Annotated in this window: 17 protein-coding genes; 1 reads left to right on the forward strand and 16 read right to left on the reverse strand. The window is 41.9% G+C overall.

Features of this window, described 5'->3' with window-relative positions:
- Positions 1 to 14: 14 nt before the first annotated feature.
- The 7 genes from HXT34_RS03840 to HXT34_RS03870 all read right to left on the reverse strand — a co-directional run bounded on the left by HXT34_RS03840 (position 15) and on the right by HXT34_RS03870 (position 9,175).
- Positions 15 to 779 carry a DUF3710 domain-containing protein gene (locus tag HXT34_RS03840; protein ID WP_415683434.1) on the reverse strand — a complete coding sequence of 255 codons (765 nt, stop codon included), beginning with the start codon at positions 777 to 779 and terminating at the stop codon, positions 15 to 17.
- A gap of 179 nt (positions 780 to 958) precedes the next feature.
- Entirely contained in the window at positions 959 to 1,825 is an 867-nt protein-coding gene (locus HXT34_RS03845; protein ID WP_421784442.1) for an exodeoxyribonuclease III, read from the reverse strand.
- A gap of 180 nt (positions 1,826 to 2,005) precedes the next feature.
- Positions 2,006 to 4,030, reverse strand: coding sequence for a dipeptide ABC transporter ATP-binding protein (locus HXT34_RS03850; RefSeq protein WP_421784444.1), 2,025 nt, complete (start codon positions 4,028 to 4,030; stop codon positions 2,006 to 2,008).
- 25 nt (positions 4,031 to 4,055) lie between these two features.
- Positions 4,056 to 5,048 carry an ABC transporter permease gene (locus HXT34_RS03855; protein WP_415686973.1) on the reverse strand — a complete coding sequence of 331 codons (993 nt, stop codon included), beginning with the start codon at positions 5,046 to 5,048 and terminating at the stop codon, positions 4,056 to 4,058.
- A gap of 12 nt (positions 5,049 to 5,060) precedes the next feature.
- The gene (locus HXT34_RS03860; RefSeq protein ID WP_415683430.1) at positions 5,061 to 5,987 is read right to left on the reverse strand and encodes an ABC transporter permease; all 927 of its coding nucleotides are present in this window, start codon (positions 5,985 to 5,987) and stop codon (positions 5,061 to 5,063) included.
- A 204-nt stretch (positions 5,988 to 6,191) separates the two neighbouring features.
- Positions 6,192 to 7,820, reverse strand: coding sequence for a peptide ABC transporter substrate-binding protein (locus HXT34_RS03865; RefSeq protein ID WP_421784447.1), 1,629 nt, complete (start codon positions 7,818 to 7,820; stop codon positions 6,192 to 6,194).
- Positions 7,821 to 8,206: 386 nt separating this feature from the next.
- Positions 8,207 to 9,175: a tyrosine recombinase XerC gene (locus tag HXT34_RS03870; RefSeq protein ID WP_421784449.1), complete on the reverse strand. Its 969-nt coding sequence runs from the start codon at positions 9,173 to 9,175 to the stop codon at positions 8,207 to 8,209.
- Positions 9,176 to 9,259: 84 nt separating this feature from the next.
- On the opposite strand from HXT34_RS03870, the gene HXT34_RS03875 reads away from it, so the two are divergent.
- A complete protein-coding gene (locus HXT34_RS03875; RefSeq protein WP_421784451.1) occupies positions 9,260 to 9,553 on the forward strand; it encodes a DUF6725 family protein in 294 nt (97 codons plus the stop codon).
- A 529-nt stretch (positions 9,554 to 10,082) separates the two neighbouring features.
- On the opposite strand, the gene HXT34_RS03880 is transcribed toward HXT34_RS03875, so the two are convergent.
- From HXT34_RS03880 to infC, 9 genes are all read right to left on the reverse strand, one after another.
- Positions 10,083 to 11,186 carry a prephenate dehydrogenase gene (locus HXT34_RS03880; protein WP_421784453.1) on the reverse strand — a complete coding sequence of 368 codons (1,104 nt, stop codon included), beginning with the start codon at positions 11,184 to 11,186 and terminating at the stop codon, positions 10,083 to 10,085.
- Positions 11,180 to 12,175 (reverse strand): prephenate dehydratase, encoded by a 996-nt coding sequence (locus tag HXT34_RS03885; RefSeq protein WP_421784455.1) that lies wholly within the window; start codon positions 12,173 to 12,175, stop codon positions 11,180 to 11,182. Before HXT34_RS03885 ends, HXT34_RS03880 begins: the two co-directional genes overlap by 7 nt.
- A gap of 155 nt (positions 12,176 to 12,330) precedes the next feature.
- Complete coding sequence (locus HXT34_RS03890) at positions 12,331 to 12,738, reverse strand: alcohol dehydrogenase (RefSeq protein ID WP_415687743.1); 408 nt, start codon at positions 12,736 to 12,738, stop codon at positions 12,331 to 12,333.
- Between the two features lie 43 nt (positions 12,739 to 12,781).
- Positions 12,782 to 14,707: a translational GTPase TypA gene (typA, locus tag HXT34_RS03895; RefSeq protein WP_064621387.1), complete on the reverse strand. Its 1,926-nt coding sequence runs from the start codon at positions 14,705 to 14,707 to the stop codon at positions 12,782 to 12,784.
- Between the two features lie 191 nt (positions 14,708 to 14,898).
- A complete protein-coding gene (locus HXT34_RS03900; RefSeq protein WP_004105096.1) occupies positions 14,899 to 15,738 on the reverse strand; it encodes a ParA family protein in 840 nt (279 codons plus the stop codon).
- Between the two features lie 48 nt (positions 15,739 to 15,786).
- On the reverse strand, positions 15,787 to 16,746 hold the full coding sequence (xerD, locus tag HXT34_RS03905) for a site-specific tyrosine recombinase XerD (protein WP_421784458.1): 960 nt from the start codon (positions 16,744 to 16,746) through the stop codon (positions 15,787 to 15,789).
- Between the two features lie 94 nt (positions 16,747 to 16,840).
- Positions 16,841 to 17,224, reverse strand: a complete 384-nt coding sequence (gene rplT, locus HXT34_RS03910; RefSeq protein WP_004105106.1) for a 50S ribosomal protein L20 — start codon at positions 17,222 to 17,224, stop codon at positions 16,841 to 16,843.
- A 68-nt stretch (positions 17,225 to 17,292) separates the two neighbouring features.
- Positions 17,293 to 17,487 (reverse strand): 50S ribosomal protein L35, encoded by a 195-nt coding sequence (gene rpmI / locus HXT34_RS03915; protein WP_004128670.1) that lies wholly within the window; start codon positions 17,485 to 17,487, stop codon positions 17,293 to 17,295.
- Positions 17,468 to 18,229: a translation initiation factor IF-3 gene (gene infC / locus HXT34_RS03920; RefSeq protein WP_415689314.1), complete on the reverse strand. Its 762-nt coding sequence runs from the start codon at positions 18,227 to 18,229 to the stop codon at positions 17,468 to 17,470. Before infC ends, rpmI begins: the two co-directional genes overlap by 20 nt.
- Positions 18,230 to 18,246 lie beyond the last annotated feature (17 nt).

An 18,246-nucleotide genomic window follows, 5' to 3' on the forward strand; every position in this document is an offset into this window, starting at 1 on the left:
TTCTACTACTTGCATTATCTAATTTCAGCAAACATTGGACCGCGTGTAAGCGTAGTTTTTACTTCTACTTGTTGGTCGTAACCTAATGGTTTATCGTCTTTTTTTAGCGCATTACTAGCATCTTCATCAGACGTATTATTTTCCCCATCTTTACCGCTATTGTCTGTATTTAAAGCAGCTTCTTTTTCTTCTCTAGTTATTGGATCATGCATAGGAATAAAATCGCGAGGCGCAAGCGGCTCTTCACCACGATTTACAACAATCCCCTTAAACCATTCATCTAATTGTTTTGTTTCGTTATTATTATCTGCAAGCTCTGTTGCTGCAGGTCCAGAGAATACTCCGCGAAGCATCCACCTAGGGCCATCAACGCCAACGATGCGTGTTGTAATAGTTTTTTCTCCAACTTTTACAGGCAACAGTAGCTCAGTACCAAATTCGCCTTGTACTGTACATGCTTGACTATTTCCATCAAGCAAATCTTTGCACACTTCTAGCCAGATACCAGATGTTTTAGGCGCAGCAAAAGCTTCAACCTCTACGCTTGAAGACCCATAAGTTACTGTCACACCAAGAACTTGCGATGTTTCACGCTGTTTTTTTACTCGCAATTCAATGCCTTGAAAATATGGAATATAGATTGAGCCAAAATCTAGATAATCGCTAAAATCAGGAGCATCTTCATCATTGAAATCCCATGGACCAGTTTTTTCTTCTACGATTTCGTCTTCAACTTTTGAAGATTTTTCTTCTTCATGTCGGCCAAATAACCAACCCATTATTCCTCATTTCTTAAAACAACAAATCTACAACAATGCATTTTTTACTTATTATTGTAAATTGCTCAACTTCACTAGAATATCACAAGCAAAGCACTGAAAAATTTGCACATACGCTACATACAGATAAGTATGCGATTGCTTAGTTATTTCGCATTACGCAGATTAATTCTTATGCATCACACGTCATACTTTATACTCAACGGAGCATGATCAGACCATCGCGCATCATAACTTTCAGCACGATCGATTACAAATCCGCGAGCGCTTTCCGCAATTTCAGGAGTTGCGAACTGGTAGTCTAATCTCCAGCCAACGTTATTGTCGAAGGCCTTACCGCGCTGACTCCACCAAGTGTATGGTCCTTGAATATCTCCTGCAAGCATGCGCATAACATCAACAAACTCATACTCGTTAATCCAGCGATCAATATACGCACGTTCCTCTGGCAAGAATCCTGCACTTTTTTCATTAGCCTTAGCGTTTTTAATATCTAACGGCGTATGCGCAATATTAAAATCGCCGCACAAAATCGCCTGATTTCCGCCATTTGCCGCAATATTTCGAAGCTCCCCCAAGCGAGTAAGCATTGTGTCTAAAAAGCGGAATTTTTGTTGCATTTTCTGCGGATCGTCCACATTTCCAGCATGAACATACACAGAAGCAATAGTAATTTCATACCCTTCAGGGGTACGCACGTCAGTTTCAATCCACCGCCCAGAATCAACATCCTCGCTTAAGCCAGGCAAACCGTAGCGTTTGTTTACTACAGGAAGAGACGTAATTAGAGCTACTCCAGCTCGACCTTTTACACGGCAAACTTCGTTAGTATAAGTAAAATTATCGTTTTCTATAGGATTTGCGATATTTTCAGACGCACGATACCCCATTTCAATTTTTGTCATAATTGGGTCGATTGCATCCTGCGGAGCGCGCACTTCTTGCATGCACCACACGTCTGGAGTATGCGCGTCAGACCAGTTAAGCATACCTTTGCGCTCAGCTGCACGAATACCGTTTAAATTCGAAGTCGTAATTGTAATCATGTAATCAACTCTAATATGCGCACAACACAAACAGCTCCATCACTAAACAACAGACATAAATCACGCAACTAACACAGATTACAAGTTATGGATTACTCAACCAATAAACACGAAATTAATAGAAAAATAAAAAAGGTGCAGATTCTATAAAACCTGCACCTTTTTATCAGCTTGTACTATTTAATCTAAGCCAAGCTTCAAATTTCCACCTGGAATTGCATCGAGCAAGTCACGAGTGTATTCCATTTGTGGATGATCGAACACTTCGTCTGTTGTAGCGTGCTCAACAAGCTTTCCATGCTGCATAACAACAACTTCGTCTGCAATCTGGCGAACCACAGCCAAATCGTGAGTAATGAACAAATAGCTCAAACCACGTTCGGCTTGCAAGTCGTTAAGCAAACGAAGAACCTGATCCTGAACAAGCACATCCAAAGCAGATACAGCTTCATCGCAAACAATTACGTCAGGATTCAATGCCATAGCTCGCGCAATTGCGATACGCTGACGCTGACCGCCTGAAAGCTCATTCGGGAAGCGAGTCATAACAGAAGCAGGCATTTGAACCATATCCAAAAGTTCGCGAACTCGATTCTGTCTGCTCTTCTTATCGCCAATCTTATGAATGCGCAACGGCTCCTCAATAGAGCGATAAATAGAATACATTGGGTCAAGAGATCCATAAGGATTCTGGAATACTGGCTGTACATGACGGCGGAAATCAAGCAAATCCGCACCCTTCAAATCAGCAATATTCTTACCTTCGTAAGTTACTGTTCCACTTGTTGGATTAAGCAAACGCAAAACCATATTTGCAACAGTAGACTTACCAGAACCAGATTCACCCACGATTGCCAAAGTAGTTCCGCGCTTAATTGAGAACGAAACATCGTCAACAGCTTTAAATAGTTCCTTCTTACGAGGAAGCTTAAACTCACGAGTTAAGTGATCCACAGTAATAATGTGCTCGCTTTTTTCGAGAGTTTGCTCACCTACTACATGATGCTCAAGAAGACTATCAGCATTACCACCATGCTCTTTCACTGAGATGATTCGCTGAGAGGCCAAAGATGGAGCGGCAGCAACGAGTCTCTTTGTATACGGATGCTGAGGATGCTGCAAAACTTCCAACGATGGACCAGATTCAACAACACGACCCTTATACATAACAACAACGTGCTGTGCACGAGCAGCAGCCAAGCCTAAATCGTGTGTAATGAACAGAACAGAAGTTCCGAGCGAATCAGTTAGTGTGTGCAAATGGTCAAGAATACGCTTTTGCACAGTAACATCCAAAGCGGAAGTCGGCTCATCTGCAATAAGCAAGTCTGGTCGGCAAGCCAAACCGATAGCAATCAAAGCGCGCTGACGCATACCACCGGAAAACTCGTGCGGGAACTGACGAGCTCGAGTTGCAGCATCTGGCAAACCAGCTTCGTCAAGCAAACCAGCAATACGATCTTCAATAGTTGCGCCAACAACATACTTCTTGGCAATTTCCCAAGCTTTGTCGTCATTCACACCATACTTGATTAAATCGTCTGCTACGCGCCAACGAGTTTCAGAACCTGGAACCCACTCTTTTTTGTAGTATTCCATGGCTTCATTGAACTTTTCAGAATTGTTATTCTCATCAAGTCCAACTTCTTTCAAAGCATTCTTAGTAGCTTCAATCAATTCTGGTAATTCTTTAGAGCCAAGGAATGTTTCATCATCGTTGTTTTTGACTTTAACAGAATCGCCTGCAAGAGCCTCAGCTAATGAAGAGCGACTCTCATGATCAACGTCAACACCATTTGCGATTAATGCTTCTTTAACCTGTGTACCAATACGCCACACAGGATTCAAGTTGCTCATAGGATCTTGTGGAACTAAGCCCATGGTATTACCGCGCAATGCAGCATACTCTTTTGGCTTTAATTTGCTAATTTCTTTACCTTTGAGCTTAATAGATCCACCTGTAACATGACCGGTTCCAGGAAGCAAACCCAAAACTGCCATTGCAGAAGTAGATTTTCCTGAACCAGATTCACCTACGATTGCAACCCACTGTCCTGGGTAAACACAGAAGCTAGCATCTCTAACAGCGTGAACAGCTTTTTTTGAGTCTGTTGTGAAATCTACCTGAAGATTTTTCACTTCCAACAACGGCCCTTGCTCTAATTGCATGGCGCGAATGTCGATATCTTTACGTGTAGTATTCATGAGTTTCTATTCCTTCACGATGATTTCACGCCTTGCGGCTCTTTGGATCCAATGCATCCTTAACAGCGTCGCCCATCATAATAAAAGCGAGTACTGTAATTGCGAGCGCAATAGACGGATAGAACAAGACTTCTGGGTTTGTTGTAAGAACATTTCTAGCGGTAGAAATATCTCCACCCCAGCTGACCGTAGTAGTTGGCAAACCAATTCCCAGGAAGCTTAATGTTGCTTCCAGCACAATATATGTTCCAAGCGAAGTTGTTCCAACGACAATGATTGGAGCCAAAGAGTTCGGGATAATATGTTTGAAAAGGTTACGTGTTGGAGTAGATCCTAAAGCAGTAGAAGCTGTATTAAACTCAAGATTCTTTGATTCCATAACGGCGCTTCTTGCAATTCGAGCTACACCAACCCATCCAAAAAGCACCATAACAAGTACGATTTTCCAAATTGACTTAGATGTGCGGAACATTTGTAAAACTACGATTGCACCAAGAAGCATTGGCAAAGCCAAGAAAATATCAGTTATTCGGCTGAGAATAGTATCAACCCATCCTCCGAAGAATCCTGCTAGTGCACCAATTAAAGAACCAACAAGTACAACCAAAATCGTTGCAAGTAAACCAACACTAAGCGATGTACGAGTACCATAAACAACTCGAGCGTAAATATCGCATCCTTGCATATCAAAACCAAATGGGTGCGTAGATGAAGCTGGCTCAAGTGAATGTTCCAAAACACAATAATTAGGATTGTGCTTTGTAAGAGTACTTGGGAAGAACGCAACAAAAATAATTGCAATAATCAAAACTGCAGAAACAATAAACAATGGATTTCTGCGCAAAGTTCTCCAAGTATCTGCCCACATACTTGTTGCAGCAGCGGATTCGTCTACGGAATCTACTGCTTGAATAGGAGTATCGTCTAATGATGCAACGTAGCGTTCTTGTCCCGGCAATGTATTGCAATTCGAAGCATCATTTGCAATCAAATCATTTTTCATCAAATCATCTTCCATAGTTTGCTCACCTCACGCGTAACGAATGCGCGGATCAAGAGCCGCGTACAACATATCAACAAGGAAATTGCTAAATACGAATATCAATGTCAAAAGCGTTACGATGGAAACAACAAGGTTTCCTTCTCCCTTTAGAATTCCTTGATATGTGATGAATCCAATGCCATGAATATTGAAAATTGTTTCCGAAATCATTGCGCCGCCCATAAGAGCACCCAAATCCTGACCTAAGAAGGTAACAACAGGAATAAGCGAGTTTCGCAAAATATGGCGAACAATTACAGAACTTTCTTTTAAGCCCTTTGCGCGAGCTGTACGCACATAGTCGAGAGCAATATTTGAAGAAATTTCAGACCTTGTAAGTCGAATAATATATGCCATAGACACAGAACCAAGAACCATTGCAGGAAGAAGCAAATCGAAGAATCCAGGATCGTTACTAGCTGTAACTGGTAATATGCGCCATTTAACACCGAATAAGTACTGTCCAACGAAACCTGTAACAAATGTTGGAACAGAAATAAGAAGAAGCGATACAACCAAAATTACGCTGTCGTACCACTTGCCTTTCTTCAAACCTGAAATTATACCAAATACGACACCAAATATTGCTTCAAAAGCAAATGCCATAATTGCTAGTTGAATAGTAACTGGGAATGCACGACCAATTTCATCGATAACTGGTTGACCTGCAAAAGTATTACCAAAATCGAGGGTAAGAGCATTCTTTAAGAATAATAAATATTGAACAATAAATGGTTTGTCTAAGTTATACTCGGCTCGTATTTGTGCAGCTACTGCAGGATTAACAGGTTTCTCGCCAAACATTGCTTTTACTGGATCTCCAGGCAAAGCAAATACTAAAGCATAAACTAATAATGTTGTGCCGAGAACAACAGGAATCATCTGCAAAATACGACGCAGAATGTACTTACCCATCGAATTCTCCTTGAATTGTTAAAACTTACTCAAAAAACAACAAAGTGCCGCTCCAGCTAAAGTGGCTTTACTTAATCTTACTTCAACTGGAGCAGCAATCTCGCAATAAGCGATATTAAATTATTGAGAGGAATCAAATAGCGTTACTTACTAATTTTCTAAAGAGCATGTAACGCTATTCTGTTTTCTCGATTGATTACCAACTTATTTGTGAAGCTGATAGTACAGTGCCATATTCTGCCAATCCATTGTGAAGCCCTTCAAAGTTGGAACCATCACAGCCTTAGCGTTCGAGTAGAACAATGGGATTGATGGAAGTTCATCAAGAAGGATTTCGTTTGCTTGCTGATAGAGCTTAGTAGCTTCAGCTGGCTTAGCAGATGCAGCCTTCTTAAGCAAATCGTCAAACTTTGGATTCTTATAATCGCCGTCGTTGGAACCATTGCCATCAGCTGCAACGGATGCAAACTGCTGAGTCAAGTAGTTTTCTGCACTTGGATAATCTGGCATCCAGCCTGAACGCCATGCACCCTTAATCTGACGCTTGGAGCAAGCATTACGGAACTCCTGGAATGTAGGAATTGGAGTAGTTTCAGCCTTGATTCCCAAGTTGTTCTTCAAAGAATTCACAACAGCATCGAACACGGACTTTGCGTTTCCATCAGCATTGTAGGAGAAAGTAAGAGATCCATCATACTTGGAAATCTTATCTGCCTTAGCCCAAAGTTCCTTAGCTTTCTTTGCATTAAATTCAGTGTTCTCATGACCCTTAAGATCAGCCTTATAGCCTGGAGTCAATGGAGAAGTAAATTCGTTTGCAGGAGAAGCAGTGCCATTAAGAATCTTGTCTATGATTACCTTACGATCTATAGCCATAGAAATAGCTTGACGACGAAGCTTACCCTCTTCAGTATTCACATCGAAGTGTGGGAGGCTTGAAGGAATAGTGAACTGCTGAATTACAGAACCTGGACGGTTGTAAGCCTTAACAGTTGTATCCTTCTGGAAAGTCTTAGTTTGCGTATCTGGAATGTTATCGGTCATATCGAGATTTCCAGCCTGAACGTCGCGGTATGCAGCGTTGCCATCTGTGTAAACCTTGAAAGTAACACCATCATTCTGAGCCTTACGTGGACCCTCGTAATCTGGGTTCTTCACAACTTCAATCTGCTTGTTGTGATCCCAAGACTTGAACAAGTATGGACCAGAAGAAACTGGCTTTTCGCCATAAGCCTTTGGATTCTTGTAGAAGGATTCTGGAAGTGGAGCGAATGCCAAGTAACCAACCTTAATTGGGAATACAGAATCTGGCTGTTCCAAATCAACAGTAAAAGTATTCTTATCAACAACCTTCAAACCAGAAAGCTGCTCGTCACCCTTGGTGCCGTCCTTCTGCAAATCCGCATAACCCTTAATAGTTTGGAAGAAGGAAGCGCACTTCTGAGCGTTCTTAGCGTTAGCAACGAAGCTCCAAGCTTTAGTGAAGCTCTCAGCGGTAATAGGAGTACCATCGCTGAACTTCTTTCCCTTCTTAACCTTAACGGTGTACTGGGTGGCATCAGCATTTGGAGTAATGCTTTCAGCATCCTCATTTACAGGATTACCCTTTTCGTCGAAAGTTACCAACGTGGAATTAACCAACATGGCAGGACGAGCGCCAGCGTTTTCGTTAATGTTTCCAGGAACTAATTCGTTCTGCGGCTCAGAATTTGAAACGGTAATAATAACCTTGCCACCGTTTGTTTTTGCATTCTTAGCGGAAGAGCCACAGCCACCAAGTAACATTGCCAGCGAGCAGGCAGCAGCAGCAAAAGCTAAAGCCTTATTCTTCATATATTTTCTCCTAACGTCTGGTAGGCAGGATTGTCATATCACGAAAAAGTCAGGAACAGGCTAAAACGTAAGAATCCACCCGGTTTTTATTGCCAGATGGATTCTTGCAAGCCAATTACGAGGCCTCTTCATTGATTAAAATTCAATGATACATATTTTTACAAACAACGCAATAGCAAAAGAAAAATGAGAAAAAATATTCTATATTCCTAATAATTAATTATTTTATTCTAAAATTAATTATGAATATCGAAAATTTTATTATACAAACAGTAAAATTTATTGTTTTTTACATGTACATATATATTACATAAATGTAAATAAAATATTTATTATGTAAAAAACATGTTAAACATGAATAATTAAATATCTAAAAACATTTAATATCATGCACGCGGAAAAGCTTGAGAATACTTACGTTTTAAAGATTCAATAGAAACATGAGTGTAGCGCTGAGTAGTATTAAGCGATGAATGCCCCAATAATTCCTGCACTTCGCGCAAATCTGCTCCACCATTCAACATATGCGTAGCAGCACTATGCCGCAAAGCATGAGGAGATATATCCGGAACATGCGCACTTTTAGCCTCGTCATGCACAATCTGCCTTACCAAACGCTGATCAATACGCTTTCCGCGAGCACCAAGAAATACTGCTTCTTCAACAGAATTTCGCAATAAAATTTCTCGTCCATCTTTAGAAATCCAAGCAGATAAAGCTTTATAAGCAGGAACCCCAAAAGGAACAACGCGCTGCTTATTTCCCTTACCAGTAACTTTTATAGTGTGTGAGGAAAAATTAATATCCTGAATATTTAAACTAGTAAGCTCGCCAACACGAATACCAGTCGCATATAAAAGCTCCAGAATTGCAGCATTACGAAGTTCTACAGCTTTCTGATTTTTGGTACACGAAGATGAAACATTAGCTTTAGAATCAACATTATTCATTAATGATTCTGCTTGATATTCATCCAAAACAGATGGCAGCATATTCTTAATTTTTGGAGTCATCAAAATTTCTGCAGGATCACTGCTTATGTATTCAACATGCTGACACCACGCAAAAAAACCACGCACCGCAACTACTTTGCGAGCCAAGCTTGAACGCGCATGACTTCGCGACTCATCAGCCATCCACGAACGCAAATCATCCGTAGTAAGCTCCGAAATATTATTAAATCCGTGCCGATTACACCATGCTAAACATTGCAAAATATCACTGGCATAAGCTTTCTGTGTGCGCTCCCCCAAGCCTTTATTAGCGCGAACATAATCAATATAATCATCTATTAAACTCATATATTTAGAAGGTAAGCCTAAGAAATTTTCAGAAACAGATTTATTGTTTCTCATGCTTAACTCACCTTCCATAAAAGCTCAAAACAAAACGTTTGCCATATACTTCAGTCACATGCATAATACAACAAGGAGCATGTTATGAACACACAAACACGGAATTTAACTACACTACCACAGCAAATACCTGCAGGCTCACGCATAGTAGTAAGAACTTACAAAATTATAGAAGAAAATAACGATGGAACGCAAAAAATCGAGTATCATGATGCAATTGGGCACGTACTCGAGTGGGACGGTGTAATGCTTCATTTGCTTCGAGATCCTGCAGCAAACGGCACTAGAGCTGCCGAAGAAATGTTCATTGATGCCAACACTATTTACCGATTAAAGCCAATCCCAGAACGCAAATTCCAAAAACCTCTTAGCGTGTAAGTTGTTTGATGTGGCGCGAGTTTTGTGGGATTTCTTTCCTCGCAATTTTATTTTCGATATTCTTTAGTATCGTCTATGAGTTTTGTAACTGGTTTAGTTTTTTGGTTTTGACGAGGCTGGAAAATTTGTGTTTGCGTGCGTCCCGTCCTTCGTCGCTTTAACTGTTAAAGCATTTTATTGTGTTCGCCTATCTTTTAACAATGTTGCTTCCTCAGTCCTCTTTTAGCACTGAACACAATTTTTCCAGCCTCTCAACACGCTAATCAACAACACAAAACTCATAGACTCGTGCAGAAAGTTACGTAAAGTGCGTGGTTTACTAAGTGCAACTAAAGTCGCGCAATTAAGCTGCGGATGGGTGCGTGGTTTGTCTGTTTGGTGTGGCGTGTGCAGCAGCACGGATGCTAGTGTTCTTTAAGCAATAAATACTCAATGTCCGCAGAGCGCAACTGCAAAACTTCATGAACGTGCAAGCATCCAATCAGGCAAAAAATATCAAAACTCGCGCAACATTAAAGAGAAACTCGCATTATAAGTTTCTTAGCGAACTATCTGAACGCAATAAGAGTTGCGAAGATTCGTCAGTATTGGATCCGAAAAGTTCAACAATAGACTCACCTAAGCGCGCGGAATCCAGCAAATCTTTCTGCCAATTGCTTCTGGAATCATACTTCCACAATCTGCTATTTGCATCATCATTTTGCTTCTCATCGTCGCTTTGTTGCGTATTAGTTTTAGACGAGTTGCGCTGCTGGTATTTATATTCTCTCCACGATTGAGCTTTAGCAAAAAACTCTTGCTCTAAAGCATCCGCGGTTTCAACATCATTATCTAACATATTTGCAGCAAAAGTTAGCTCAGAAATTACGGAACGCAATAATTTCGCAGTATTATGCCGATTTTCGCTTACCATAGCGCGCGTGCGTTGCGGATCCGTAAGAGCAACTCGCGTCATATCTCGCCAAGAACCGGCAGATAGTTGCAAAGCGATTGCACGATTAGGTTGTTCGCACAAAACATTTGCAAGAGCAGTTGCAACAACGTGAGGCATGTGAGAAATAAGAGCTGCAGAATTATCGTGCGTTGCATCATCCAAAACTATTGCGCGATTCTTGCATAGCGAAACAATCATTTGCAAAACATTGCGAACTCGCCAAAACTCAGTAGAATCATCAACAGTTAAAGCCCACAAAGCACCATTTAAAAGCTCATCACTAGAAGCTTTCCAACCAGTAAATTCACTTCCAGCCATCGGATGCGCACCAACGTAGCAATCTTGCAAACCTGCGTCTTTTACTTGCTCTCGAACTAAGGTTTTTACGCTTCCAACATCGCTAATAGTTGTGCGAGATTTGTCAATATAAGGTGCGATTTCCTGCAAAATACTTGGCATAGCAAACAAAGCATTGCACAAAATCAGAACGTTTGGGCGAAGTTTAGCTAAATCTTGCACATTGTCTACGCAAGTAATTCCTAAACTTTTAGCTTCTTCGTACGGATCATGATGACGATTCCAAGCGTACACTCTACATTCCGGCAATTTAGCAAGTCGTTTTGCAAGAGATCCGCCAATAAGACCAAGACCTACAATACCGACAGAAAATTTTTGAGAAAACTCAGCATCTTCTACCATAATAATTCTCTTTCTGCACGCAATACGTTCAAATTACGCAAAGCATCAACCGAAGGCTCAACACACACTCCACCATTAGGCAACATCCAATCATTCATAACCGGATTATTGCGCTTATCGGAAGGGTACACTGCTAAAACTCGAACCCAATCGCCATGCTCAACAACCTCTTGAATCATATCTTTACATGTAGAATCCCAAGGAGCAGCATCAACAGTGGCAATAAAACTGTATAAACCGCCTTGACCTTTAATTGGCCTAGACATAAAAGAAGTCATGTTAAGACCGTGATCGCGCACAACATCAAGCAAATTTGCTAACACGCCAGCACCTGTACAACGCGGAATAAACGCAATAATTGATGAAAAAGATGAAAAATTTTCGCGCTGCGTATTAACAAAATTTAAAGCCTCATCTCGAGGAGCTAGCACTAAAAACTCAGTGCGCGCGCCAGAAAAATCTTCAACTGCTTCGCTCACAATCTGCCTATCGTATAAATCAGCACAAATTCTAGGGCATAAAGCAACTTCGCCAGGAACTAAATCCCTACAAGCAGCAGCATTTGAAGACGCAGTTTTTTCTTTCAATCCGCGTTCTTGAGCAAACTTACGACATTGTGCTAACGCGTGAGGGTGAGCAACAATAGTAGAGCAGTTATCGATTGAATCTGATTTGCAAACAACAGCATCAAAACTAATATCGACGCCAACGCGAGCAATACCAACCATATTCTTTGCATCAATTAGTAAATCTAAATTAGGTATTACAACGCCTTCAATATTGTTTTCCCACGCAATAACACCCCAATGGTGATTTTCTTCAATTTCACTAGCAACACTAAGAACATTCTCGCAAGCAGTTGGAATAAGTTGCAAATTATCAAATGATTGTAACTGCTGTTGAACTTTTAAAGCTGCTTGATGAGTAAAAGAACCTTCCGGCCCTAAATAGCATAATCTACGTGAGAACTTACTGTTACTACTATTCATAAGTATTCCTTAAAACTCTTGCAGTTAAGAATATTGTAAGCAAGACTATTGTAAAAATACTGCTTAATACTGCTTAATACTGCTTAATACTTCTTTGTATGCAAAACTTACGGCGAAGTTGCGCTTAAATTATTGCAAATTCTTCACTTATTTTACTATTCAACAACAAACCAACGCTGAGGCATACAAAGCAAAACTACGTGAGCAACAAGAACGCCGTAAAGCCACAAATATCCCACATATTGCGAACACCATGGCAACGGTATTGTGAAACCAACAGGTACAAGAATTGCACTGCCAATAAAACCTAATGCGAGAATCCAAGCAAACGCGGAGAAAACTATTGCGTGAATAAGTAAACCACTCCAACCACTACGAGATCTTGCAGACCAAGCAGACAAAAACAGCAAAAGCATAGATAATACGAATCCGTAAGGAATGTTATCCATTGCACCGCAGCGATGAGCAAAAGTACCAATCAACGCGCATATTAGCGCAGAAACACACGTGGTCGCATACCTGCCCCACGAAGGCAAGCGATGCGACCACGGTTTCGACGACATAATAAAACCTAACGTTTCATTACTAATTGGTATATTGCGATTATCACGCAGCGTTGTTGTTCTGACGACGCTGCTTAGCACGCCACTTGTACCACTCATCGCGGCTCAAAATAATTTTGCGCACGCGAATTGCTTCAGGCGTAACTTCCACGCACTCATCTTCGTTAGCGAAGTCAAGAGACTCTTCCAAGCTCATCTTGATTGGTGGAGTTAAAGTTTCAAGCACGTCAGCAGTTGAAGAACGCATGTTAGTCATGTGCTTAGCAAGCGTAATATTTACATCCAACTCGTCTGGTTTGTTGTTAATACCAACGATTTGACCCTCGTAAACCGGGCTTTGTGGGTCAACGAAGAAGACGCCACGAGCTTGCAAACGCTGCATAGCATAAGGAGTTGCAACACCCTTACGGTCGCAAACCATGGAACCATTCTGACGAGTCACAATCTGACCAGCCCATGGAGCATAACCGGCGGAAATAGAGCTTGCAATACCAGTTCCGCGAGTAGCAGAAAGCAAAGCTGTGCGGAAACCGATAAGACCGCGAGAAGGAACGGTAAATTGCAAACGAACCCAACCAGAACCATGGTTGCTCATAGAATCCATACGACCCTTACGATCAGCCATAAGCTGAGTGACGGTACCCATGTACTCTTCTGGGACGTCAATCGTAGTGCTTTCCATAGGCTCATTAATTTGACCATCAATAGTCTTGGTAACAACCTGAGGACGGCCAACTGTAAGCTCGTAGCCCTCGCGACGCATCTGCTCAGCTAACACAGCCAAAGCAAGCTCGCCACGACCTTGAACTTCCCAAGCATCTGGGCGCTCAGTTGGAATAACCTTAATAGAAACGTTACCAATAAGCTCGCGATCCAAACGATCCTTAATCATACGAGCAGTAAGCTTATGATCTTTGCCTTCAGTTCCAGCAAGAGGAGAATCGTTTACGCCGAAAGTCATAGAAATTGCAGGATCGTCGACATGAATTAATGGAAGCGGCTTTGGATCGTTTTGGTCAACGATTGTTTCGCCAATCATAATGTCGTTTACGCCAGCAACAGCAACAATATCGCCAGGACCTGCAGAAGCTACAGGAGTGCGCTCCAAACCTTGAGTGCGAAGAAGCTCAGAAACACGGAAGTTTTCAATGGAACCGTCGACGCGGGAAAGACCGTAAGTCTTGCCCTTTTCCAAAGTACCATTGTAAATTCGCACTAAACCAAGACGACCCAAGAAGTCAGAGGAATCAATGTTTGCAACATGAGCTTGAAGAGGAGCGCCTTCTTCGTATTCAGGAGCTGGAATGTTTGAAATAATAGAATCAAACAATGGCTCCAAATTATCGTTATCTGGCAAACCACCATTTTCAGGCTGATTAACAGAAGCGTAACCAGCTTTAGCAGCGCAATAAATCACTGGCAAATCAAGCAAAGCGTCGAGATCGAGGTCAATACCTTCCTCGACAACATCCTGAGCCAAGCCAAGAAGCAAATCTGTAGATTCGCCAACAACTTCTTCAATACGAGCATCTGGACGATCTACCTTATTTACGCACAAAATAACAGGAAGCTTAGCTTCCAAAGCTTTACGAAGCACAAAGCGAGTCTGTGGAAGAGGACCTTCAGAAGCGTCAACCAACAAAACAACGCCGTCAACCATAGAGATACCACGCTCGACCTCACCACCGAAATCAGCGTGACCTGGAGTATCAATAACGTTAATCGTGATACCTTCTGGATGACCATACTTTTCAGCTAATGGACCTGTGTACTGAACAGCAGTGTTCTTAGCAAGAATAGTAATGCCCTTTTCGCGTTCCAAATCATTGGAATCCATAACACGATCTGGAACTTCTTCACGCTCAGAAAATACGTGCGACTGCTGAAGCATGGCGTTTACCAGAGTGGTCTTACCGTGGTCTACGTGCGCCACAATTGCCACATTTCGAATATCACCGCGAACAGTCATCACAAACCTCTTCCATTCTTCGCGTTTAAGTAATTATTAACATGCAACCATTTAAGCTATAAACATCAGCTAAAACAGTAGCTATATACCTTATTGACGAGCGCCCAAATAGGTAAGCTGCCAAACCGCACCGATTTTACTAGCGAGCTAAGACAGCATTACAAAATACACTAACGCAGAATCACAAGAACTTAAGCAACAACACCTTTAGCAATAAGCTCACGCGCAACTTCGCGGTACTCTTTTGCAGTCTTGTGTTCAGGAGCAAAAATAGTGATAGGAACTGCAGCAACTGTAGAATCTGGCAGCTTAATAGAACGCGAAATCACGGAATGCAAAACTTTATCTTGGAAAGCTTCGTAAATGCGCTGTAAGACTTCTTCGCTATGCAAAGTGCGTGTATACATAGTAACCAAAACGCCAAATACTTTAAGATTTGGATTAATACGAGATTGTACCTTCTCAATTGATTGCATAAGAAGAGCCACGCCTCGAAGAGCAAAGAATTCTGCAGCAAGTGGAATAATCACGCCATCAGCTGCTGTTAACGCATTTACAGTAAGCAAGCCGAGAGAAGGCTGACAATCGACTATAATAACATCGTATTCGTCGCGCACTTTGCGCAATACGCCTGCTAATATTTGCTCTCGTCCTACTTCAGTTACTAACTGAACTTCAGCTGCAGATAAATCAATATTTGCAGGAATAATATCAATATTTTCTGTTTCAGTATGACGAATTACGTCGTGAACGTCTACAGACGAATCAAATAATGCCGTATAAACTGTATTATCAAGCGCATTTGCGTTAATTCCAAGTCCAACTGTTGCTGCACCTTGCGGATCGAAATCAACAATCAAAACGCGACGACCATACTGACTTAGTGCGCCAGCAATATTAATGGAGCTTGTAGTTTTACCAACTCCACCTTTCTGGTTGCACATTGCAATAATGCGAGCAGGACCGTGTGAAGTTAACGGCTCTGGCGCATGAAAAGTTTCGTATTCGCGTCCAAGTAAATCAGTAGGCATGTTCCCCACTCTATCAACAGGTATACTCACGAAACTCTGAACATAAAATTATTTAGCTCGAGGATGGCTCATTACGTAAGCTTCAACTAATGCGTCGGGACTAATATGCGTATAAATTTGAGTTGTTGTAACTGAAGCATGTCCAAGCAACTCTTGAACTGTGCGCACATCAGCACCACCTGCAATAAGATGCGTTGCAAGAGAATGCCGTAGCGTATGCGGATGCAATGGTTTGTCAAGTTTTGCGCGCTCGCCAGCTTGCGTTACTATTCCCCATGCTGATTGGCGAGAAAGTGCATTACCTCTCTTATTTAAGAAGATTGTGTGCAATTCACGCTTACCCTTTAACGCTAATTCTGGGCGAGATTTCTCCATATAGTTACGAAGAGCACGAATAGCACACCCACCAATCGGAACTAAACGCTGCTTAGAGCCTTTACCAGTAAGTTTTACAACAGACTCGTTTAAATCAATATCTTCGAATTTTACGCCAACTGCTTCCGAAATTCGCGCTCCAGTAGCGTATAAAAACTCGAGAAGCGCAGTATCTCTAATCGAAATAGCATCGGAACTTCCAAAATTCCCTGCAGCTTCAATAACTCTATTTACTTCTTCAATACTTAAAACATCCGGCAAATACTCGGCTTGTTTTGGAGCTTTTACTTGCGCTGAAACGTCAGCTTGTATGTCGCCATGAGCAAGCATAAAGCGATGCCATTCGTGAATACTCGCAAGTCGACGCGCAACTGTTCTAGTCCCCAACCCTAATTCATTCAAAGTTCGAATGTATGATTCAATATCTAATTGAGAAATAGTAGTAATATCTTTTATTTTTCGTTCGTCGTAAAGCCAGCATGTGTAATCTTGCAAATCTGAAGCGTACGCAGATACTGTTTTTTTAGAAAGACCACGCTCAATATCAATATGCGCAATAAAGCGTTGAATATAAAGTGCAAACTCTTTAGGAATATTATTTTTCTTATTGTCAGAATCAAGATTTGAGCGCATAAAAATAATTATAGCTAATAAGTAAATTTGTTGATTTAAAAGAAAAAGCCCACCTAAATTGGTGGGCTTAAAATAGAACTCTATTAAAGCAAAATCAGGCTTCAACTGGAGCGTTTACATCAGCTGGCAATGCAGCCTTAGCAGCTTCAACAACAGCCTTGAAAGCTTCAATATCGGAAACTGCGAGCTCAGCAAGAGCGCGACGATCCAATTCGATGCCTGCCAAGTGCAAGCCCTGAATGAAGCGATTGTAAGTGATGCCTTCAGCGCGAACTGCTGCGTTAATGCGCTGAATCCACAACTTGCGGAAATCACCCTTGCGAGCCTTGCGGTCGCGGAAGTTATAAGTAAATGAGTGGAGCAGCTGTTCCTTTGCCTTGCGATAAAGACGGGAGCGCTGACCGCGGTAGCCAGAAGCCCTCTCAAGAACAACGCGACGCTTCTTGTGAGCGTTTACTGCGCGCTTTACTCGTGCCATAAGTATTCCTCAGCTTTCTTAAAAATTTTCGATTGCGTATTCGTTTACAAGCAATTCTTACTTGTTACTTACTTAACGAGCAAGCCCTTAAGCTTCTTGCTCTGCGCAGTAGCCAATACTTTATCTTCAGAAAGAGCACGACGCTTACGAGCCGACTTGTGCTCCAAGTTGTGGCGCATGGCGCTACCATCGTGCATCACCTTACCGGTACCGGTAAGACGAACGCGCTTGGACGCTGCGGAATTAGTTTTCATCTTCGGCATTGCTGCCCTCCTTGTGATGTTGATCGGATTGCATAGCATTTACTGCAGCTGCAGCTTGTGACTGAACCTCTTGCTTAGCTGCAAGACGAGCAGCCTGACGAGCTTGACGCTCAGCGCGAGATTCAGCGCCGCGACGACGCTGCTCAGACTGTGTATGAATTTTCTTGCCTTTTGGAGCAAGAGTCATAATAATATTTCGACCTTCTTGCTTTGGCGCAAACTCTACTGTGCCACTTTCAGAGACCTCATCTGCAAGTCGGCGCAACAATTCAACGCCACCAACCGGACGAGATTGCTCACGGCCACGCAACATAATAGTTACTTTTACCTTGTCTCCGCCGTTCAAGAAACGAAGCACATGACCTTTCTTCACATCGAAATCGTGATCGTCGATCTTAAGGCGGAAACGAATTTCCTTAACCTCTGCGACGGTTTGATTACGACGTGCTTCACGAGCCTTAATCTTTTCGTTGTACTTGTACTTACCGTAGTCAATAAGCTTGGCTACTGGAGGCTTAGCAGTAGGTGCAACTTCGACAAGATCGAGGTTAGCTTCCCTTGCAAGGTTTAACGCGACAGAGGTTGCGATAACTCCCACTTGCTCGCCCTTTGGACCAATAAGGCGCACCTGAGGGACTCGAATTTCCTCGTTAATGCGTGGTTCGTCGCTAATGATGACTCCAATCCTTCTAAATACTTGTAAGATGCAATACACCAAGAAGTCCAAGAGATTAGGATTCACTACTTCATATCAATAAA

It is taken from the genome of Gardnerella sp. DNF00983, from assembly GCF_049244265.1.
In the GTDB taxonomy this organism is placed as follows: Bacteria; Actinomycetota; Actinomycetes; order Actinomycetales; family Bifidobacteriaceae; genus Bifidobacterium; species Bifidobacterium vaginale_J.